The sequence below is a fragment of the Mesorhizobium subarcticum genome (assembly GCF_055456085.1).
Genome location: NZ_CM144237.1, coordinates 187,652 through 207,016 on the forward strand (window position 1 = coordinate 187,652; position 19,365 = coordinate 207,016).

Annotated in this window: 19 protein-coding genes; 12 read left to right on the forward strand and 7 right to left on the reverse strand. The window is 60.5% G+C overall.

The annotated features are described in order from the left end of the window. Positions 1-166 precede the first annotated feature (166 nt). Complete coding sequence (locus tag ACZYHG_RS00870) at positions 167-1,084, forward strand: LysR family transcriptional regulator (RefSeq protein WP_464612128.1); 918 nt, start codon at positions 167-169, stop codon at positions 1,082-1,084. Positions 1,085-1,090: 6 nt separating this feature from the next. Here the strand turns inward: ACZYHG_RS00870 and ACZYHG_RS00875 are convergent, their stop codons facing one another. Next, positions 1,091-1,759, reverse strand: coding sequence for an NAD(P)-dependent oxidoreductase (locus tag ACZYHG_RS00875; protein ID WP_464612129.1), 669 nt, complete (start codon positions 1,757-1,759; stop codon positions 1,091-1,093). Positions 1,760-1,880: 121 nt separating this feature from the next. On the opposite strand from ACZYHG_RS00875, the gene ACZYHG_RS00880 reads away from it, so the two are divergent. Next, positions 1,881-2,771: a LysR family transcriptional regulator gene (locus ACZYHG_RS00880; protein ID WP_464612130.1), complete on the forward strand. Its 891-nt coding sequence runs from the start codon at positions 1,881-1,883 to the stop codon at positions 2,769-2,771. Positions 2,772-3,358: 587 nt separating this feature from the next. On the opposite strand, the gene ACZYHG_RS00885 is transcribed toward ACZYHG_RS00880, so the two are convergent. The 4 genes from ACZYHG_RS00885 to ACZYHG_RS00900 form a co-directional block, all read right to left on the reverse strand. Next, positions 3,359-3,721 (reverse strand): hypothetical protein, encoded by a 363-nt coding sequence (locus tag ACZYHG_RS00885; RefSeq protein ID WP_464612131.1) that lies wholly within the window; start codon positions 3,719-3,721, stop codon positions 3,359-3,361. A gap of 151 nt (positions 3,722-3,872) precedes the next feature. Then, positions 3,873-4,943, reverse strand: a complete 1,071-nt coding sequence (locus tag ACZYHG_RS00890) for an HD domain-containing phosphohydrolase (protein ID WP_464612132.1) — start codon at positions 4,941-4,943, stop codon at positions 3,873-3,875. 3 nt (positions 4,944-4,946) lie between these two features. Continuing rightward, entirely contained in the window at positions 4,947-7,136 is a 2,190-nt protein-coding gene (locus ACZYHG_RS00895; protein WP_464612133.1) for an ATP-binding protein, read from the reverse strand. Next, entirely contained in the window at positions 7,133-7,636 is a 504-nt protein-coding gene (locus ACZYHG_RS00900; RefSeq protein WP_464612134.1) for a putative pterin-binding protein, read from the reverse strand. The genes ACZYHG_RS00895 and ACZYHG_RS00900 overlap by 4 nt, the downstream gene beginning before the upstream one ends. 303 nt (positions 7,637-7,939) lie before the next feature. Here ACZYHG_RS00900 and ACZYHG_RS00905 point away from each other — a divergent pair, with 303 nt between their 5' ends. Further along, the gene (locus ACZYHG_RS00905; protein WP_464612135.1) at positions 7,940-8,371 is read left to right on the forward strand and encodes a potassium channel family protein; all 432 of its coding nucleotides are present in this window, start codon (positions 7,940-7,942) and stop codon (positions 8,369-8,371) included. Positions 8,372-8,383: 12 nt separating this feature from the next. Here the strand turns inward: ACZYHG_RS00905 and hemN are convergent, their stop codons facing one another. Next, the gene (gene hemN, locus ACZYHG_RS00910) at positions 8,384-9,733 is read right to left on the reverse strand and encodes an oxygen-independent coproporphyrinogen III oxidase (protein WP_464614844.1); all 1,350 of its coding nucleotides are present in this window, start codon (positions 9,731-9,733) and stop codon (positions 8,384-8,386) included. A 169-nt stretch (positions 9,734-9,902) separates the two neighbouring features. Here hemN and ACZYHG_RS00915 point away from each other — a divergent pair, with 169 nt between their 5' ends. Further along, positions 9,903-10,631 carry a Crp/Fnr family transcriptional regulator gene (locus ACZYHG_RS00915; RefSeq protein WP_464612136.1) on the forward strand — a complete coding sequence of 243 codons (729 nt, stop codon included), beginning with the start codon at positions 9,903-9,905 and terminating at the stop codon, positions 10,629-10,631. 2 nt (positions 10,632-10,633) lie between these two features. On the opposite strand, the gene ACZYHG_RS00920 is transcribed toward ACZYHG_RS00915, so the two are convergent. Then, positions 10,634-11,233, reverse strand: a complete 600-nt coding sequence (locus ACZYHG_RS00920) for a hemerythrin domain-containing protein (protein WP_464612137.1) — start codon at positions 11,231-11,233, stop codon at positions 10,634-10,636. Between the two features lie 61 nt (positions 11,234-11,294). Here ACZYHG_RS00920 and ccoN point away from each other — a divergent pair, with 61 nt between their 5' ends. The 8 genes from ccoN (at position 11,295) to ccoS (ending at position 19,332) form a co-directional block, all read left to right on the forward strand. After that, positions 11,295-12,905, forward strand: a complete 1,611-nt coding sequence (gene ccoN, locus ACZYHG_RS00925) for a cytochrome-c oxidase, cbb3-type subunit I (protein ID WP_464612138.1) — start codon at positions 11,295-11,297, stop codon at positions 12,903-12,905. A 10-nt stretch (positions 12,906-12,915) separates the two neighbouring features. Beyond that, positions 12,916-13,647 (forward strand): cytochrome-c oxidase, cbb3-type subunit II, encoded by a 732-nt coding sequence (gene ccoO, locus ACZYHG_RS00930; RefSeq protein ID WP_464612139.1) that lies wholly within the window; start codon positions 12,916-12,918, stop codon positions 13,645-13,647. A gap of 12 nt (positions 13,648-13,659) precedes the next feature. Further along, positions 13,660-13,809 (forward strand): cbb3-type cytochrome c oxidase subunit 3, encoded by a 150-nt coding sequence (locus ACZYHG_RS00935; RefSeq protein ID WP_464612140.1) that lies wholly within the window; start codon positions 13,660-13,662, stop codon positions 13,807-13,809. Between the two features lie 2 nt (positions 13,810-13,811). Beyond that, positions 13,812-14,675: a cytochrome-c oxidase, cbb3-type subunit III gene (ccoP, locus tag ACZYHG_RS00940; RefSeq protein WP_464614845.1), complete on the forward strand. Its 864-nt coding sequence runs from the start codon at positions 13,812-13,814 to the stop codon at positions 14,673-14,675. A 163-nt stretch (positions 14,676-14,838) separates the two neighbouring features. Beyond that, on the forward strand, positions 14,839-16,404 hold the full coding sequence (gene ccoG, locus ACZYHG_RS00945) for a cytochrome c oxidase accessory protein CcoG (RefSeq protein ID WP_464614846.1): 1,566 nt from the start codon (positions 14,839-14,841) through the stop codon (positions 16,402-16,404). Then, positions 16,401-16,898 carry a FixH family protein gene (locus ACZYHG_RS00950; protein WP_464612141.1) on the forward strand — a complete coding sequence of 166 codons (498 nt, stop codon included), beginning with the start codon at positions 16,401-16,403 and terminating at the stop codon, positions 16,896-16,898. Before ccoG ends, ACZYHG_RS00950 begins: the two co-directional genes overlap by 4 nt. After that, positions 16,895-19,180: a cation-translocating P-type ATPase gene (locus tag ACZYHG_RS00955; protein WP_464612142.1), complete on the forward strand. Its 2,286-nt coding sequence runs from the start codon at positions 16,895-16,897 to the stop codon at positions 19,178-19,180. Before ACZYHG_RS00950 ends, ACZYHG_RS00955 begins: the two co-directional genes overlap by 4 nt. Beyond that, on the forward strand, positions 19,177-19,332 hold the full coding sequence (ccoS, locus tag ACZYHG_RS00960) for a cbb3-type cytochrome oxidase assembly protein CcoS (protein ID WP_464612143.1): 156 nt from the start codon (positions 19,177-19,179) through the stop codon (positions 19,330-19,332). The genes ACZYHG_RS00955 and ccoS overlap by 4 nt, the downstream gene beginning before the upstream one ends. The last annotated feature ends 33 nt before the right edge of the window (positions 19,333-19,365 follow it).

Sequence of the window (19,365 nt, forward strand, 5' to 3'; positions counted from 1 at the left end):
ATCGCGACAATTGGCCCGCCTTGCTGCTGAGTGCCGTCGGCAGCAACACGCCGGCGTCAAACTCGCCCTCCGTTTCTGCCCTTTCGTGTGCCAGTTTTGTTTCGCACGATGGATTGACGCCGCATGTCAGATCCGGTGTCTCCGCCAAGGGACAGTGGAGTTCACGATGATTGACGTCGACGATATGCGCGCCTTCCAGACGGTCGCCAGGCTATTGAGTTTTTCAGGGGCGGGCCGCGTCCTCTCGGTGCGCAAGTCGGCCATCAGTCGCTCGATCCAGCGGCTGGAAGCGCTGCTTGGCGTTCGCCTTTTTGAACGTACAACCCGCGAGGTCGTCCTGACCGAGGCTGGGCGGGCGTTGCTCGGTCATTTTAGCGAGATCGTTACCCGCGTTGACGAGGTCCTCGATATGGCCGCCAGCTTGGCGTCGCATCCACGGGGACGGCTGCGGCTCACCGCTGGAATCGGCTTTGGCATGGAGGTGCTGACCGAAATTCTTCCTGCGTTTTCACTCGCGTTTTCAGACGTTGATGTGTCTCTCGAACTGACGAGCAGGACGGTTGACCTTGTCGCCGAACAGACTGATGTGGCCTTCCGAATGGGTCCGATGCTCGATTCAAATCTGGTCGCGACACGGCTTGGAGCAATCGCCTGCCTGTTATGCGCCGCACCCTCCTACCTCGAACGGCGCGGTTGGCCCAGGTCGATCGACGAACTGCATACCCACGATCTGCTCCTCATCCCCCGTGGCGATGGTCTCCCCCGGCGTTTGTCGCTTCGCGACAAGGAAGGCGTGGAGCACCAGGTCGAGGCCACCGCTCGGCTCACCGCAAATGATCCCAAGGCAATAGATCGCATGGTGCTTAACGGGGCTGGGATCGCGGCTACGGCGAGATATGTGGCTGCGCCTGAGATCGAGGCCGGCAATCTCGTTCGCGTTCTGCCCGACTGGAGCGTTCCAGCCGTCGATGTCAGTCTAGTCATGCCTGCCGGTAAGGAACGCAGCCCGGCTGCAAGAGCCTTCGTCGACTTTATGCGCAAACGGGTTGCCGGCAACCGCCGCTGGTTTGACGATGGGGCGTGACGACCTTCACGATGTAATCAGTGGCGAACGATGCCGCCAGGCGTCGCTATGCACCTGGTCGAGGACAAATTTCGCAACGTCCTCCCGCGAGATGGTCCCGCCATGGAAGCCGGACAGATCGGTTAGAGTGCGGACATTGCCGCGTCCCGCCTTTTTGTTCAAAACGGATGGCCGGATGATCGTCCAATCGAGGTCGGACTCACGGATGACGGCTTCCTGCCGGTTCTTGTCCGCATAGACGTTGCGCAGGAGCAGCGGGAAAATCACGTTATCGAACAGGAACCCGCCATGGCCGGCGCTATCGCCCGCGCCCATCCCGGTGATGGTGATCAGGCGCGAAATGTGTTCCGTCTTCATTGCCTTGACGAGCGCGCGGGTCGCGGTCGAGAGCAGCGTCACCTGCTTGAACGGGCTGGCCGGAGTGCCCAGGGCACTGATGACGGCATCCTGCCCGGTGACGGCCTGGCGCATGGTCTTCTCGTCGCGGGCGTCGCCGACAACAAGCCGAACGCCCTTCATATCCGCCGCTTTTTCGGGAGATCGGACCAGTGCCGTCACCTCATATCCGCGTGCCAATGCCTGGCTGACGATGAGACGGCCAGTCGGCCCCGTCGCCCCCAAAACCAATATCTTGGTCTGCGCGGCGTGGGGATTGTCGTTTGTGGACTTGGTCATGGCTTTGTTCCTCGTTGGGTGAGATGTTTGCAGTTGGGTAGGTTGTTCTCGTCAATATGAGTGGTTCACAGGCGATGCGATAGACGCTAATGTTGGACACAACGTCTCATTGGTGGAACAGATGGATTTGCTGGCTCTCGCGGATTTCGTGCTCGTGGCCCGCCATGGCGGCTTCGGCCGTGCAGCACGGGCCGCCACACGCCCCAAGGCGACTTTGTCGCGACGGGTGGCAGAACTTGAGGCTGGCCTGGGATTGCGACTTGTCGAGCGTGGCGCGCGGGCACTCAAACTGACCGAGGAGGGGCGGGCGCTTTACGAACGGGCAGGCCATTTGCTGACCGAACTGGACGAAACCGCAGCAGCGATTGCCTCGGGCGGACAGAAGCCGCGAGGCAAACTGCGGATAAGTGCACCATTGCTTTTTTCTCAAACCGCAATGGGCAAGATCGCCGCCGGTTTTGCGCTGAAATACCCGGAAGTTCGGCTCGAGGTCTCCACGGAAGACCGCGCCGTGGATATGATCGAGGAGGGGTTTGATCTGGCGATCCGCGTAAACCCGAATCCGGATGAGACCCTTGTCGGACGGGCGTTCCTGCACGATCGACTGGTGGTCGCAGCGAGCCCGGATCTCGCTCCGCCCATGGGGAACACGACAGCGCCCGCCGTCGTTCGATCGACGAGCGATCGACTGACGTGGCAAGTGCTGACCGCCACCGGCCCGACCCCAATCATGATCGAGCCTGTCCTGGCGCTATCATCCCTTGTTATGGTCCGGGACGCGGTGCGAGCCGGCGTCGGCGCCGCCCGCCTCCCCTTGTCGCTGGTCAGCCATGACCTGGCCCGCGGCACGCTGGTAAATTGGGGCGAGATCGAGGGACCCGACATTGTCCTTTGGACGCTCTACCCGTCCAAGCGGCTGTTGAGCGCTCGGGTGTCAGCGTTTCTGGACTATCTCAAGGAGGCCTTCCCAAAGGGGTCCCCTGACGAACTGGCCGCCTATATCGACAAATAATGTGTCGCGCTCATACCTTTCAACGACCTCATACGCCCTAAACCGCAAAATCAACGGCGGTATTACAAAAGGCCAGAATGGCGCAAGCGGGAGCGTAGATTGCGTTAAATTCTCCAGAAAAATCAATAACTTAGAAAAATAGCCGATGGTACCGTTGGCTGGGATCGATCCCTCATTTAAGATATTGTTTTTGCTATATTATTTCTTCTTCCGAGCTCGATTTGCATCACAATAGGTAGCACATTTACTGCTGCCTCGTGGGCGCAGCCAGAGGTATGCGGTCAAAGCCGCCGCTATGCAGTGTGACATCCGTAACGTCGACTCCACGCGCCATCCTGCTTCCTTCCGCCGCGCCGAGCTAAACGCCCATTGTCCAAAGTGGAATGTTGGACTCGCCGGACATCATCTAGATGATGATTTCACTGGCTTTCCGTGCGCAAAAAATCAGAGTCTTCGCGTATCCTTCCGTATGATCTCGCAGGTGGCCTAACGCGAAATCGCGACACCTGAGACCTATCCTTCGCGCAGCTCGTGGATAAGGCCCAACTCCTATCGGTAGCTGGCGATACATCGTTCGCAACTGCGGTTCAAAGACTGTGGATCGCCTTTGAAAGCGCCACTCGGACATCCATTGCAGAAGGATCCGAGGCGGCCACTGAGGGCAACGGATCTACCGCGAGGACCTTGACCGCATTGTCACCATTTTCCGACAGCAGCACGTTACACCAGACAGCGATAGCCACTCCATTGCTGGCCTTGTACATGACATCGGGATTGGACACTCCGAGCACCCGAAAGCCGCCCGTTCTGGAGCCGTCCTGGGCGCGCTTCTGGCTCCTCATTCCAACGGACTGAACCACCTTGAAACCGTGATCGGCCAATTTTTCGCTGACATAAGGCACAGCCTTGGCAAGCGGCATACGGATCATCTTGCTGATGCCAGTGGACATGAAGTAGGTGTGCTCCCGTGCCTGTCTGGCCGGTTTCGCACGGAAGCGACTGGTTCGGCATTGATCTGGCGCAATCGTCGGACCTCTCCTGCTGAAACGAAACGCAAGGAGACCAAGCGTTGACCAGCGCCTCAGCGCATAAGCCTTGAGCTCAGGCTATGTAGCGTTTCTCGGTCGGGTCATCGGGATAGGCGGCTTTCACGTCAAGGAACTCACCGGCCGCAGCCTGCAGCGCTTGCACGCACTCCGGATCGAAATGCGTTCCGGATTGCTCCCCGATATACGCAAATGCGCGATCGACAGGCCAAGCCTCCTTGTAGGGGCGTGCGGAGGTGAGCGCATCGAAGACGTCGGCAACCGCGGCGATGCGTCCGACCAGCGGAATTGACTTGCCCTTCAATCCATTTGGATAACCTGTCCCGTCCCAACGCTCGTGATGTGTTTCGGCAATTTTCGCGGCGAGTTGAAGCAGGGCGCACGTCGATCCTGCGAGGATGGCGCCACCGATCCGCGTGTGTTCGTTCATACGCAGCTTCTCGGCACTGCTGAGCCGGTCCTGTTTCAGAAGGATGGCGTCTGAAATCCCGACCTTGCCGATGTCGTGCATGGGCGCCGCCAAAAGGATGTCGCGGCATTGGTCGGAGGAGAACCCGAGATGCTTGGCCAAAACCGAACTGTAATGCGCCATCCTGGTCGTATGCATGGCGGTTTCCCGGTCTTTGTAGCCGGCGGCGAGGGTCAGGCGCTTGATGATCTCTTCCTCGCGCTCGCGCAACTCCTGGGTGGCCTTGTCAACTTCAACCTTCAGCCACTCCGCTCGATGAACGAGTTCTCTCTGAGCTTCACACAATCTGACCAAGTTCCTCATGCGAGCCTTGAACTCCACGGGCTCAATGGGCTTGTGCAAAAATTCGGTGGCGCCAGCATGGATCGCGTCGATGCGCGTGGCGGCATCGCTATCGGCTGTCACCATGACGAATGGCGTATCGGCAAACCGCCGATCACACCGGATTCGATCGATAAGTTCGATGCCGTTGATGCCTGGCATCTGATAGTCGACAATGCCTAGGTCGAACGCGATGGTGGGTAGATCGCGTAATGCGTCAACCGGCGCCGCGTAGGTGATGGCCACGCAATTCGGGATCTGCCCGACAAGCATTTCCATTAGCATCCGGTTCGTGCGGTTGTCTTCCACGATCAAAATTTTGATGGCTCCGTCCATTGCTTAGGCGGCTCTCTTTTCGCTGCGCTCGATACGAGCCATTTCGCGCTCGATATTGCTGGTCAGTTCGACATCGAGTGGACGAGCGCCTCCCTCCTCCGCAATAGCCGCGAGCGACGTCAGCCCGATATTGGCCGCGGCGCCCTTGAGGGAATGAAGGGTTCTGTCGGCGAGCGCGCGGTCGCCAGTCGACATTGCGCGATGCAGGTCGCCCAGCAGTGCGGCGGAGTCCTCCAGGAAAGAATCCATCAGACGGTCGAACGCGTCCTGTCCGAGAATTTCGATCAATTCTCGGGCGCGCAGATCCGCGGGAATGGCGCCCTCGTGGCGCTCACCACCCTGCGGACGGATCGCGAGGGGCGCGATTTTTTCGGCGGGTTCAGCAAGCTCATCCAGCAAATGCTCGAGCCTCGCCATGGTGATCGGCTTGGCCTCGAACCCGTTCATGCCGGCATCGATGCAGCGCCGGCGATCGTCATCCGACGCATTCGCGGTCATGGCTATGATCGGCACGACGCTGCCCGACGCCCTGATCGCCCGGGTCGCTTCGATGCCATCCATGACAGGCATTTGCATGTCCATCAGGATGAGGCCGAACTGCCGTTCGGCGGCAAGGCGCACGCCTTCACGACCGTCCACGGCGAAAGTCACGCGTTGCCCCAGCAACTCGAGAAATTGCTGCGCCACCTCGCGATTTATCGAATTGTCCTCGACCACGAGGATGTCGAACGATGGCAGCACGACAGCTTGTGGTTTCGAGACAAGGGGTGGATCGCTGCGACGGGCCGGCACCTCGAACCAGAAGCAGGATCCAACCCCGGCGGCACTGTCGACGCCGATCGACCCGCCGAGCCCCTCGACAACTTTCTTGCAGATGGCAAGGCCGAGCCCAGTGCCGCCAAAGCGCCTGCTGATGGTTCCATCCACCTGGCTGAACGGCATGAACAGCCGGTGGCGCGATTCCATCGGGATGCCGATGCCGGTATCCGACACTTGAAATCGTAGGCACGTCCCGTCCTGGCATTCGGCCACGCTGAGGCGTATCAGCCCATTCTCGGTGAACTTGACCGCGTTGCTCAAAAGATTGAGTAGCACGCGCCGCAGGCGCGTCGGATCGCCGACATACCATCCAGCATGAGCCACGCAGCCGTTTGATATCTCGATGCGATCGCGCTGCTCGCCCGCCCTGCCCTCCATGACGCTGGCGACATCGCGCAGCATTGCCGGCGCATCGAAAGGAACAGTCTCGGCGGCGAGCTCGCCGTGCTCGATCTTGGCGAAGTCGAGGATCTCGTTGATGACTTCAAGCAAGGCCTCGCCGGAACTCGTGATGACGCGAACGCTTTCCCGGTCGCGAGGGGCTAGCTGTGAGCGCGATAGCAGTTCCGACATGCCGAGGATCGCGTTGAGAGGTGTTCGAATTTCATGGCCGATGGTGGCCATGAATTCTGATTTTGCACGGTTGCCGATCTCGGCCGCGCGATAGGCGGTCGCCAGTTCGTCGGCCGTGGCCTCGAGTTGGCGGCTGGTGACCTGGACGATGCGCAGTTGCCGCATGAGATTGAGTATCAACAAGGCGATCGAGCAGCCAAGAGCCATAACGACGGTAGCGGAGAGCTGCTGCAGCCGCATGACCTCGTCGCGTGCATCGGCGCGCGCGGCCGAAACCGACGCGTTGGTGTAGCTGAGCAGGGACTCGGTGACTTTCAGCAAGCCGCCGAGTGCCTCGGAGGCAGCGACGAGAGAGGCCTGATCGACCACCTGATCGGCAGCCATCCGGTCAAAAAGCGGTTCAAGACCGACGACGATGTTGCGCACCTGCATGCGCACGCCGCGAAAGGTTTCGCTGCTCTCGAAGAATGATGCGTATTTGGAGTTGTCCAGGATCGAGAGCCGTGAATAGAGGATGTCATAGCGCAGGTTGAGTGCCTTGACCTCGTCGGACTTGACGCTGCTTTTGCTGATCAGCTTGTCGGTCGCCTGCGCGAGGGTGCGGCTCTCCCGGTCGAGCTGATAGACCGCCCATAAGGCATCTTCGCGAATACCGTCCTGCAGGGTGTTCTGCCGAGCCGCCAAATGGGCGAAGGCGCCCCCCAGTGCAACCATCAGGCCGACCGAGACGACGATCAGATAACGCGTCGCCTTGCCGGCCTTGCGAACCGCCTCGCGGCTCTCGATCAATTCGGGTTTCAATCGACGACCTCGATTTCCTTGATCTGCCACACCGAGCGCGAGAAGTACTTCTCATTGTAGAGCTCGTGGTTTTTGTCGAAAGGATAGATCATGAACAGCGGACCCTTGTCGCGAACCGACATCGGCTTGCCGTTCATCCTGACGGCGAGAATGGTTTCGTAATCGGTCGCGTCCCCCATCGGCACGTCGGCCGAATAGTCGTTGAGGGCTTTGACGCGCAAGGTCTTGCCGTGAGCGCCGGCGGCCTCGAGAATGGCCTTCAGGTAGGGGCCTTCGAATTCAGTGGCGCCGTCGGTCCATGGCGTGTCCATGATGGCCTCCCGACCGGCGAGCGCCTGCAGCATCGCCATGTCAAACGTTGCCGTGTGTTGAGTGTTGGTGTTCTGGATGTCGCCGGTAACCGTCAGAACGACGTTGCCCTTCGGCACTTCGAGGGGTGCGCACATGGCGTTGGAGACCGGCAGCGCGCCAAGCAGCGCAACCGCAATCAGGACTTTCATGGACTTGCCTTTCGGGAGCCGGCGCTGGTCGCGGCGGCGGCACGGGACGCAACTGTGGCGTCTCTATTGTGCAAGGATATTGCAACTGCCGGCCTCATACCGGCGCGGACGGGGCGGCATCATGCCTTCGCCTGGTGGCGATCGTCCGAGGTTATCATCTGGTCTTACCGAGGACAGATTTCAATTCGGTAAAGGCTATTTGAGGGATTGTGCATATAGTCAAATTTAGCCGGCAGCAGCGTCAAGTCGTCTGGATTGATTTCGCGCAAAGGCGAGCTGCATTCGCGGCGCTACGCTTCGGGCATGTTCGCGAACCTGCTTGTCGGCACAATCGCCATTAGTCTGACGGTCCTTGTTCACACCTTTGGTCTCATCGCCGTCACCCGCGTGATGACCCATATGGTGGCTTATTTCCGAATGCATGGCCGCCGCAGCCGCATCGTCGCGATGATCAGCGTGGTAATGGGGCTCTTCGCGGTCATGACGGCCGAGGTCTGGCTCTGGGCAGGCCTATACATGTTGCTGGAGATTTTCGACGACTTCGAAACCGCGCTCTACTTTTCGACCATTACCTTTTCGACCGTCGGTTATGGGGATATCGTGCCTGCCCATTCATGGCGCGTCCTGGCAGCGCTCGAAGGCGTGAACGGGTTCTTGCTCATCGGCTGGTCGACCGCTTACCTCATCGCGGCCGGCACCCGTATCGGCCCATTCAAGGCCGGGGAACATTTCTGACCAGTTCGACACTCAGACCGCCACAGAATGCCTGGCCTTGCCGGTCTCGAGATATCTGTCGAATTTCGCCGCGACGCTTCTGACAAAGGGGCGGTTTTCCGCTGGCACGACGAAGCGGTCACCATCAAGTTCAAGCAAGCCCTCGGGGTCACGAAGAGCGGTGGAACTTGCCTTGAGCAGAAGTCTTTGGCCGGCTTCGCCAAAGCGCTCCACCAGGTCGATCGCCGAGAAGGCGAAGTCGCACATCAGCCTCTCGATGATCCAGCCTCGAACACGGTCGTCTTCGGAAAGCTCGATACCGCGAACAGTCGCCAGCCCACCGTCCGAGACCATGCGTCCGTATTCCGCGGTCGACGGCATGTTCTGCGTATAGCCTTGGCGAAATTGACTGATGGACGATGGGCCAAGACCAATCAGTGTTTCGCAGCGATCCTCGGTGTAGCCTTGGAAATTGCGGCGCAAGCAGCCGGTTCGAGCGGCTACGGCCAATGAATCGTTGGGCTTGGCGAAATGGTCGAAGCCGACGGCTTGATATCCGGCGTTCAGCATAAGACAAGCGGCCAGTTGCGACTGGGCAAACCGCTCTGCCGGGCCCGGCAACCAAGCCTCGTCGATCATCGTTTGATGTTTCTTGAACCACGGCACATGTGCGTAGCCAAACAATGCCATCCGATCCGGTTCCAGGGTCAACGCCTGCACAACCGTAGAGGAGACGCTCTCCCTGGTCTGGTGCGGCAAGCCATAGAGCAGGTCCAGATTGACCGATTCGACGCCGCGCGAACGAACGCCGTCGACGACCGCTTTGGTTTGCAAAAAACTCTGCTCGCGGTTGATTGCCTTTTGCACCTTCGGGTCAAAATCCTGCACGCCGAGGCTCGCCCGGGTCATGCCGATCTCGGCAAGAGCGTCGAGGCGGGCGTCATCCATATCGTTGGGATCGATCTCGACGCTGATCCTGGCATCCGGGAGAAATTCGAAGTTTTTGCGCAAAACCGCTCCCAGCGCGACCAGATCCTCCGGCTTAAGCATGGTTGGCGAACCGCCGCCAAAATGCACGGCGCGCACATGACCCCTGCCGGCGACGAGACCAGCGACCGTTGCGATCTCGGCATGCAGAGAACGAAGATAGGCGGTCACCGGTTGGTAATGGCGTGTCTGCTTGGTATGGCAAGCGCAGAACCAGCACAGCCTGTCGCAATAGGGGATGTGCAGATAGAGCGAAATCCCGTCACCGCTTCCGATCGCTTCCAGCCAGCCCCGCTGGATGGCGACATCCACGCCGGGGTGAAAATGCGGAGCGGTCGGATAGCTGGTGTAGCGCGGGACACTCTCACCAAATCTGGCAGCCAGTTCCGGTTTCATTTTGCCTTCCATCATCCTTGCAAGCTTGACTCTTGCAGGAATAAGTTCTGGCTGCTGGCCCCTGTCGCCGCCTTGATTTCGGTCAAGGCGGCTGCGTGCAAACTGCTGCAAGGCTATCCGGTCGCCGATACGATCTTGCCCGCAGTCAAGGATTCCTTGGATAATCATGATGACAATGCGCCAGGACATCCACAGTTCGGGCATTCCCGTGCTTTGCCAATCCTGCGAGGCGCGGCATCGCGGCGTCTGCGGCGCGCTCGATCCCGAGCAACTCGCTGGGCTTGCCAAGACCTCGTCCAGGCACAACGTCGAGCCAGGCGTGGAATTGATAGGCGACGCCGAAACCGTCGGCAGCTATTCGAATTTGCTCTCCGGCGTGGTCAAGCTGACAAAGAGCCTTTCGGATGGACGCCAGCAGATTGTCGGCCTCCAGTTCGCCCCCGATTTTCTGGGGCGGCCTTTCAGGGTGGAAAGCGCGATCAACGCCGAAGCCGCAACCCCCGTCTCCCTGTGCTCGTTTCCAAGGGCCGCCATCGAACGGATGATGAAGGAGTCGCCGGAACTCGAGCATCGTCTGCTCAAGCAGACACTGAACGAGCTCGATGACGCCCGCGACTGGATGGTGACGCTGGGGCGCAAAAGTGCTTCGGAAAAGGTGGCGAGCTTTCTTCTGATGATCGCCAGGAACATCGACCCCGCGCTTGACCCGGCCGCCCAGTCGACGCGTTTCGACCTGCCTTTGACCCGCGCCGACATCGCCGATTTCCTCGGTCTGACGATCGAGACAGTCAGCCGCCAACTGACCAGGCTGCGATCAGATGGCGTGGTCCGGATCGAGAACAATCGGCATGTCACAGTCGATAGCTTGACGCGTCTGCAGCGCCGCTCCGGCGCTTAGAATTAATCGACGACCCCAATCATCGGCAAGACGTGCTCGCTTTCAAAGGCGATATGCCGGCGCAGGCTTTCGAAGAACCCGCGTAGCATGAACCCAACGGCCTCGGCATTATCGATCGCCTTGCCGTGGCCGATCGCCAGCAAAATCTCGGTCACCTCACCGGCAAAGCATTCGTCCTCGACATGTTCGACGCGCAATCGCCGGGCTGAATCAAGGGGGGCATCGCGGCTGGCCAACGCGGTCTCGAAGGCGGGGAAGATGACCGTCTCTTCGTATTGATGACTGTTGCGCAACAGCGGGACGATTGCGTTTGCTGCAACCAGGCATGCCAAAGTATCGACCCTGGGCAAGGTATCCGCGATGCTTTCCAAGGCATCGCAGAGCCGCAGTTTTTCCAGATGCGCACGTCTCATCACCGCGGCTGACGCCGCCTTCGTGTCGGATCGACCGGACGGCATCGAACTGTTGACGTCTGTTTGCAGCGGAAACGATCCTTGTCCTGTCTGCGAGTTCAACGGCAACCTCCTAGTCGTTTGCAGAACCAAGGCTGCCCAATTCAAAAGCAAATGGCTTTGACATGGATCAAGGCGACGATGGAGCAAGTGCTGAATTGCTGTCCTGCGGATTGCGACCGTGGATCGGGATAGACGTCGGGGACATCTTATGAAATTTGGCACGGAAATCGTCTTATTGGGGCTATTTGCGTTCGCGGCACTGGTGGCGGCCGGCTTCGGCGTGGACGAGCCTTTTCGCCAGCATATGTGGGTGCTGGTTCTCGTTCTGCTCGGCTTTATCGCCATCCTTCTGCGCAACACCAGCTTCGCGCCGGCGGTCGCGGTCGACCCGTCCGCCTATATGGATGGACCAATCCGCTACGGCACGATTGCCACCATTTTCTGGGGTGTCATCGGCATGCTGGTCGGCGTGGTCATCGCGCTGCAACTTGCCTATCCCGATCTCAACATCCAGCCCTGGTTCAATTTCGGCCGGCTGAGGCCTTTGCACACGTCCGGGGTGGTCTTCGCGTTCGGCGGCAATGCTCTTCTCTGCACATCCATGTATGTCGTGCAACGAACCTGCCGCGCGCGCCTGTTCGGCGGCAATCTCGCCTGGTTCGTTTTCTGGGGGTACCAGCTTTTCATCGTCATGGCCGCTACCGGCTATCTGCTCGGCATCACCGAAAGCCGCGAATACGCTGAACCCGAATGGTATGTGGACATCTGGCTGACCATCGTCTGGGTCGCCTATCTCATCTTGTTCCTTGGCACGATCCTGAAGCGCAAGGAGCCGCATATCTACGTCGCCAACTGGTTCTACCTGTCCTTCATCATCACCGTGGCGATGCTGCACGTGGTCAACAACCTGTCGATGCCGGTCTCGTTCCTCGGCTCGAAGAGCTATTCCGCCTTCTCCGGCGTTCAGGACGCGTTGATCCAGTGGTGGTACGGCCACAACGCCGTCGGCTTCTTTCTCACAGCCGGCTTCCTCGGCATGATGTATTACTTCGTGCCCAAGCAGGCGAACCGGCCCGTCTACTCCTATCGCCTCTCGATCATTCACTTCTGGGCGCTGATCTTCCTCTACATCTGGGCCGGTCCACACCACCTCCACTACACCGCCCTGCCCGACTGGGCGCAGACGCTCGGCATGGTGTTCTCGATCATGCTGTGGATGCCGTCATGGGGCGGCATGATCAACGGCTTGATGACGCTGTCCGGTGCCTGGGACAAGCTGCGCACCGATCCGATCATCCGCATGATGGTGATGGCCATCGCTTTCTACGGCATGTCGACCTTCGAAGGTCCGATGATGTCGATCAAGACGGTGAACTCGCTGTCGCATTACACCGACTGGACCATCGGGCACGTGCACTCCGGTGCGCTTGGCTGGGTTGGCATGATCTCGTTTGGCGCCATTTACTACATGGCTCCGAAGCTGTGGAACCGCGAACGGCTCTATTCGCTGCGGCTGGTCACCTGGCATTTCTGGCTGGCGACGCTCGGTATCGTTGTCTATGCCGCCGTGATGTGGGTGTCGGGCATCATGCAGGGCCTGATGTGGCGCGAATACGACGAGCAGGGCTTCCTGGTCTATTCCTTCGCCGAGTCCGTCGCCGCGATGCACCCCTACTACGTCATGCGCGCCATCGGTGGTGCGATGTACCTCTCCGGCACCCTGATCATGGCCTGGAACATCGCCATGACCATCCTCGGCCACCAGCGCGAGGAGGAGCCAATGCCGGGCTCTGTTCCCGCCCTTCAGCCCGCACAGTGAGGAGCCAAAAATGGGCTTGATGGACAGACACGCGATCATCGAGAAGAACGCCACGCTTCTTCTTGTTGGCTCCCTTCTGGTGGTGACGGTCGGCGGCATCGTCGAGATCGCACCATTGTTTTATCTCGACAACACCATCGAGAAGGTCGAAGGCATGCGGCCTTACTCGCCGCTCGAACTCGCCGGGCGCAATATCTATGTGCGCGAGGGCTGCTACCTCTGCCACAGCCAGATGATCAGGCCGTTCCGCGACGAGGTCGAGCGCTATGGCCACTACAGCCTGGCGGCCGAGTCGATGTATGATCACCCGTTCCAGTGGGGATCGAAGCGAACCGGGCCGGACCTCGCCCGGGTCGGCGACCGCTACTCGAACACCTGGCATGTGCAGCATCTGTCCGACCCACGCTCGGTGGTGCCGGAATCGATCATGCCGAGTTACGCGTTCCTCAAGGACGCACCGATCGAGGTCAAGGATTTCTCCACGCATCTGATCGCCAACAGGCGCGTCGGCGTTCCCTACAGCGATGACATGATTGCGTACGCCAATGCCGACCTTATGGCGCAGGCCGATCCCAATGCAAACACATCCGGCCTCGTGGCCCGCTATCCCAAAGCCAAGGTCGGCGACTTCGACGGCAACCCGCAACAGGTCACCGAAATGGATGCCCTCGTCGCCTATCTGCAGATACTTGGCACCCTCGTCGACTTCAAGAACTACGACGATGCCGCAGGCTACCGCTAAGGAGTTTTATCCATGACTTACAATTTGATGCGGGAGTTTGCCGACAGCTGGGGCCTGGTCGGCATGGCGCTTTTCTTCGTCGGGGCGATTGTCTTCGCGCTTCGGCCCGGTAGCCGCAAGCTCGCCGACGAAGCTGCCCGGATCCCCCTTGAGGATGACTGATGATGAGCAACGAGCATATCGACGAGGTCTCCGGCGTCTCAACCACCGGCCATGAGTGGGATGGTATAAGGGAGCTCAACAACCCGCTTCCCCGCTGGTGGATCCTAACGTTCTACGTCACCATTGCCTGGGCGATCGGCTACACCATCGCCTACCCCGCATGGCCGCTGCTTCACTCGGCAACCAGGGGCGTGCTCGGCTATTCGAGCCGTAACGACGTCGGCAACGAGCTGGCGGCGGCCGAGACTGCCAAGGGCAAATACGTCGCTGCAATTCAAGCGAAAACCGTTTCCGAGATCACGGCAGACGATGCGTTACGCGAATTCGCCATCGCTGCAGGTGGCGCGGCTTTCAAGGTCAATTGCACCCAGTGCCACGGCTCTGGCGCTCAAGGGTCCAAGGGTTTTCCCAACCTGAACGACGATGACTGGCTGTGGGGCGGCAAGGCCGAGCAGATCCAGCAGACGATCACGCACGGCATCCGCTTCGCATCCGACCCGGATACGCGCAACTCGGAAATGCCGGCCTTTGGCGACATCATCACCCCCGAGCAGATCGCCCAGGTCAGCGCCTATGTGGCCAGCCTGTCGGGAAAGGTCCGGGATGCAAGTCTGATCACGCCGGGTGCAAAGGTCTTTGCCGACAATTGTGTGGCCTGTCATGGCGACAAGGCGAAAGGCAACAAGGAATTCGGCGCGCCCGACCTGACCGATGCTATCTGGCTCTACGGGTCGGGCGAAACATCGATCGCGAACCAGGTTCGCGCCCCCAAGCAGGGCGTGATGCCGGCATGGGGTGCGCGCCTGGGGGAAACCAAGGTCAAGGAGCTGACCGTCTACGTCCATTCGCTTGGCGGTGGGGAATAGGAACGGGGGCCTATTCCCTGCCCCTCACCGCGCAGGCGACGAGGCCCGGCTTGTCCGGGCCTCGACCTTTTTCCCACGACCGGTTTGACCTGCATCAACGTGCGGCAGGCCATCTGGCGGCATGGTGTTGAGCGCACTCAAATTACCGGCTGCACACCTGGAGATGATCGTGCTGGACAAGACGATGGTAGAGCGGCTGGAAGCTGAAGCGGTGAATTCCGCCAAGAGCCGTCAGCCGCTTTATGCCGCGCGCAAGAAGATCTTCCCAAAGCGCGCCTCGGGCAACTTTCGCCAGTTCAAATGGCTGGTAATGACGATCACGCTTGGCATCTATTACCTGACGCCGTGGCTGCGCTGGGATCGCGGTTCATTTGCCCCGCACCAGGCCGTGCTGCTCGATGTCGCCAACCGGCGCTTCTACTTTTTCTTCATCGAAATCTGGCCGCAGGAATTCTACTTTGTAGCGGGCCTCCTGGTCATGGCGGGCGTCGGTCTCTTCCTGATCACATCGACCGTTGGCCGCGCCTGGTGCGGCTACACATGCCCGCAGACCGTATGGGTCGACCTGTTCCTGGTCGTCGAGCGTGCGATAGAGGGCGATCGCAACGCACGCATGAAGCTCGACGCCGGTCCCTGGACCGCCCGCAAACTGATGCTACGGGTATCGAAACACGCCATCTGGCTGATCATAGGGGCAGCGACCGGCGGCGCCTGGATCTTCTATTTCGCCGATGCGCCGACGCTGGTCAGCGAACTCTTCACCGGCACCGCGGCGCCAATCGCCTACATCACCGTCGCCGTGCTGACGGCGACGACCTATGCGTTCGGCGGGCTGATGCGCGAACAGGTCTGCACCTATATGTGCCCGTGGCCGCGCATCCAGGCGGCCATGCTCGACGAGAACTCGCTCACCGTCACCTACAATGACTGGCGCGGCGAACCGCGCTCGCGTCACGCCAAGAAAGTCCTTGCCGCGGGACAGCCCGCCGGCGACTGCGTTGACTGCAATGCCTGCGTCGCGGTCTGCCCGATGGGGATAGACATCCGCGACGGCCAGCAGCTTGAATGCATCACCTGCGCGCTTTGCATCGACGCCTGCGACAGCGTCATGGACAAGCTCGGCAAGGAGCGCGGGCTGATCTCCTACGCGACGCTCTCCGACTACAACGCCAACATGATGCTGGCGACCGTGGGCGGCTCCACTTCAGTCGATCCTTCGCTGGTCCGAACGGCTGCGGGCCTGCTCTCCGACAAGGTGGCGCATTTCCATATCAGCAAGATCTTTCGGCCACGCACTTACGTCTATATGGGCTTGTGGTCGCTGATTGGCCTCGGACTGCTCTTTTCGCTGCTGACGCGCGACCGGCTCGAAATCAACGTGCTGCATGACCGCAATCCGCAGTTCGTCACGCTATCGGACGGTTCGATCCGCAACGGTTACACCGTCAAGCTGCTCAACATGATCCCTGAGCCAAGGACGATCGTCCTCACCATGCAGGGCCTGGAGGGGGCCGAGATGAGCGTCGTCGGCATCGATCTGCCCGTTGGCCGTTCGGTTTCCGTTTCGGTCGAGCCCGACCGGCTGAAGATGCTGAAGGTCTTCGTGCGTCAGCCGGCCGATCAAATCAATGGCGCGGTGCAGACGTTCAAGTTCCGGGTCGACGACAGGGCGAGCTTCGAGTCGGACGAATACACAGCCGCCTTCAACGCACCGGAGATCGCCAGATGACGGCCAAGGCGCAAAAGTCCCGCGAGTTTACCGGCAAGCACATGCTGGCCACCATCCTTGCCTTTTTCGGCGTGGTCATAGCGGTCAATTTGACCATGGCGACGCTCGCCAACACGAGCTGGACCGGCCTTGTCGTTGAGAACACCTATGTCGCGAGCCAGGAATTCAACAAAAAGGCCGCGGAAGGGCGCGCCCAGGCTGCCCTGGGCTGGACCGGCAAACTGACCATCGCATGGGGCGAGGTCCGTTACGGCCTCACCGATGCCGCCGGCAAGCCGGTTCCTCTGCATGGGGTCAAGGTGCTGTTTCGCCATCCAGCCTACGAAAAAGAGGATGAGGCCGTCACGCTCGCCCTCGCCATGGGCGAGGAATTCGCCGCCCAACACATGCCCAAGGATGGCGTCTGGATCGTCGAGGTGGATGCCGATGCCGGTCTCGCCAAGCCCTACCGCGAGGTCCGCAGGATCATGATTTCCCACGGAGCGCTGCAATGAGCTGTTGTGCACCGGGAGCCGAAATGGCGCTGGATCTGGAAAGCAGCTTGTCCGTCCTGCCATCAAGCCAGGAGATCAGGTTGGCGAGCCGATCGCTCGGCGGTGGTCTTAGCCAAACTGACCTTTCAGTCCCCACGGTTCACTGCGCCGCCTGCATCCAGACGATCGAGACGGCGCTGGCCAAGCTCGACAATGTCGAAGGCGCGCGTGTCAATCTGTCGACGAAACGGGTCGCGATCCGGTGGCACGGCAACGCTGTGCCACCCTTCGTCGCCGCGCTGGGACGGCTGGGCTATCAGGCACACCTGTTCGAAGCCGAAACCGATACCAAGGACAAGACGCTCGCCGAGCTGATCCGCGCCGTCGCCGTTGCCGGTTTTGCAGCGGGCAACATCATGCTGCTTTCGGTCTCGGTCTGGTCCGGCGCCGAAGGAGCAACCCGCGACCTGTTCCATTGGGTCTCGGCGCTGATAGCCATTCCAGCGCTGGCCTTCGCCGGCGGCATCTTCTTCCGCTCGGCCTGGAACGCGTTGCGCCACGGCCGCATCAACATGGACGTGCCCATCGCGGTTGGAGTTTCATTGGCCTACGCCATGAGCCTCTATGAGACGATCAACCATGGCGACCACGCTTATTTCGACGCGTCGGTGTCATTGTTGTTCTTCCTGTTGATCGGCCGCACGCTGGATCACGTCATGCGCGAACGGGCCCGCACTGCCGTCAAAGGCCTGTCGCAACTGGCCGCACGGGGCGCCATGGTGCTGCGTAGCGATGGCGCCCGCGACTATCTGCCAGTTGGCGAGATCGAGCCAGGAATGCAGCTGCTGATCGCTGCCGGCGAAAGGATCCCCGTCGATGGCACGATCATTCAGGGGACATCGGATCTCGACTGTTCGCTGACCTCAGGCGAGAGTACCCCCCGAAACGTGGCGCCGGGCGAGCGCGTGCAGGCCGGCGTGCTCAACCTTACCGGCTCGCTGACGATCGAGGCGACAGCCGCCGCGAAGGATTCTTTTCTGGCGGAAATGGTTCGCCTGATGGAAGCCGCCGAGGGCGGCCGGGCGCATTATCGCCGCATCGCCGATCGTGTGTCAGCACTCTATGCCCCGGTGGTGCACCTCACCGCTTTCGCGACATTCGTCGGCTGGATGGCGGCGACGGGCGACTGGCACCGGGCCATAACGATCGCCATCGCGGTGCTCATCATCACATGCCCCTGCGCGCTCGGCCTTGCCGTGCCGATCGTGCAGGTGGTCGCCGCGCGGCGCCTGTTCGAGAACGGCATCATGGTCAAGGACGGCTCGGCCATGGAGCGCCTGGCGACGATTGATACCGCAGTGTTCGACAAGACCGGAACGCTCACGCTCGGACAGCCCCGGCTTATCAATGCGTCATCGATCGACCCGGCCATGCTGGCAATCGCGGCGGACATGGCCGCGCATTCCCGCCATCCGTTTTCTAGAGCCATCGCCGGTTGTGCCACCCTTGACGGGCAACATAGATTCGATGCCGTCACCGAACACCCTGGATTTGGTATCGAAGCCACTGATGCCGGAAGCACCTGGCGACTGGGTCGTCGCGGATGGGCTGGATGGAAGGCCCGGACTGGTGGCGAAGGCAAACATGGCTATGGCGGAACGGTTCTGACAAAGAATGGGTACATTGTCGCGACCTTTGATTTCGAGGACGCGCTGCGTGCCGACGCCAGAAAGGCGATCGAGCAATTGAACAATGCCGGGGTGTCTGTGGAGATGCTGTCGGGCGATACCGCGGCAGGCTGCGCCGAGGTTGCGAAAGTACTGGGTGTCGACAACTTCGTTCCTTGCCTGCTGCCGTCAGGCAAGGTCGAACGCATCGAAACCATTGCCAAGGACGGGCACAGGGTTCTCATGGTTGGCGACGGCCTCAACGACACGCCGGCGCTGAGCGCGGCGCATGTCTCGATAGCTCCGGCCACCGCCGCCGACATTGGCCGCAACGCGGCCGATTTCGTCTTCCTGCGCGAAAGTCTTCTGGCAGTTCCTCTCGCACTGGACGTCTCGCGCAGGGCCGGAAGCCTGATCCGGCAGAACATCGCCATCGCGGTCATCTACAATGCCATCGCCGTGCCGATCGCCATCCTCGGGCACGTCACGCCCTTGATAGCGGCGATAGCCATGTCGGCCTCATCGCTGATTGTCATTGGAAATGCGTTGCGACTGCAAGGATTTGCGACAAACGCACCGGTCAGGAATGCCCGGCGCGGCGGACGCATCGGCAAGGGATTGGCAAAGCCCTCATGACGATTCTCGTCTACCTCATACCTGTTGCCCTCTTCCTCGGCGCGCTGGGGCTGTCCGGCTTCCTCTGGGCTCTGAGAAGCGGTCAATACGAGGATCTGGACGGGGCGGCCGAGCGTATCCTGATCGACCGCGACAACAAGGGACCAAAATAGCACGGGACCGGAATAGATTCGCCCGGTCGAAAA

What these genes read in the sequence shown, in the direction of transcription:
- ACZYHG_RS00870 (WP_464612128.1), top strand. Translation starts at nt 167, where the DNA reads ATGATTGACGTCGACGATATGCGCGCCTTCCAGACGGTCGCCAGGCTA.
- ACZYHG_RS00875 (WP_464612129.1), bottom strand. Translation starts at nt 1,759, where the DNA reads ATGACCAAGTCCACAAACGACAATCCCCACGCCGCGCAGACCAAGATA.
- ACZYHG_RS00880 (WP_464612130.1), top strand. Translation starts at nt 1,881, where the DNA reads ATGGATTTGCTGGCTCTCGCGGATTTCGTGCTCGTGGCCCGCCATGGC.
- ACZYHG_RS00885 (WP_464612131.1), bottom strand. Translation starts at nt 3,721, where the DNA reads ATGTCCACTGGCATCAGCAAGATGATCCGTATGCCGCTTGCCAAGGCT.
- ACZYHG_RS00890 (WP_464612132.1), bottom strand. Translation starts at nt 4,943, where the DNA reads ATGGACGGAGCCATCAAAATTTTGATCGTGGAAGACAACCGCACGAAC.
- ACZYHG_RS00900 (WP_464612134.1), bottom strand. Translation starts at nt 7,636, where the DNA reads ATGAAAGTCCTGATTGCGGTTGCGCTGCTTGGCGCGCTGCCGGTCTCC.
- ACZYHG_RS00905 (WP_464612135.1), top strand. Translation starts at nt 7,940, where the DNA reads ATGTTCGCGAACCTGCTTGTCGGCACAATCGCCATTAGTCTGACGGTC.
- hemN (WP_464614844.1), bottom strand. Translation starts at nt 9,733, where the DNA reads ATGAAACCGGAACTGGCTGCCAGATTTGGTGAGAGTGTCCCGCGCTAC.
- ACZYHG_RS00915 (WP_464612136.1), top strand. Translation starts at nt 9,903, where the DNA reads ATGACAATGCGCCAGGACATCCACAGTTCGGGCATTCCCGTGCTTTGC.
- ccoN (WP_464612138.1), top strand. Translation starts at nt 11,295, where the DNA reads ATGAAATTTGGCACGGAAATCGTCTTATTGGGGCTATTTGCGTTCGCG.
- ccoO (WP_464612139.1), top strand. Translation starts at nt 12,916, where the DNA reads ATGGGCTTGATGGACAGACACGCGATCATCGAGAAGAACGCCACGCTT.
- ACZYHG_RS00935 (WP_464612140.1), top strand. Translation starts at nt 13,660, where the DNA reads ATGACTTACAATTTGATGCGGGAGTTTGCCGACAGCTGGGGCCTGGTC.
- ccoP (WP_464614845.1), top strand. Translation starts at nt 13,812, where the DNA reads ATGAGCAACGAGCATATCGACGAGGTCTCCGGCGTCTCAACCACCGGC.
- ccoG (WP_464614846.1), top strand. Translation starts at nt 14,839, where the DNA reads ATGATCGTGCTGGACAAGACGATGGTAGAGCGGCTGGAAGCTGAAGCG.
- ACZYHG_RS00950 (WP_464612141.1), top strand. Translation starts at nt 16,401, where the DNA reads ATGACGGCCAAGGCGCAAAAGTCCCGCGAGTTTACCGGCAAGCACATG.
- ACZYHG_RS00955 (WP_464612142.1), top strand. Translation starts at nt 16,895, where the DNA reads ATGAGCTGTTGTGCACCGGGAGCCGAAATGGCGCTGGATCTGGAAAGC.
- ccoS (WP_464612143.1), top strand. Translation starts at nt 19,177, where the DNA reads ATGACGATTCTCGTCTACCTCATACCTGTTGCCCTCTTCCTCGGCGCG.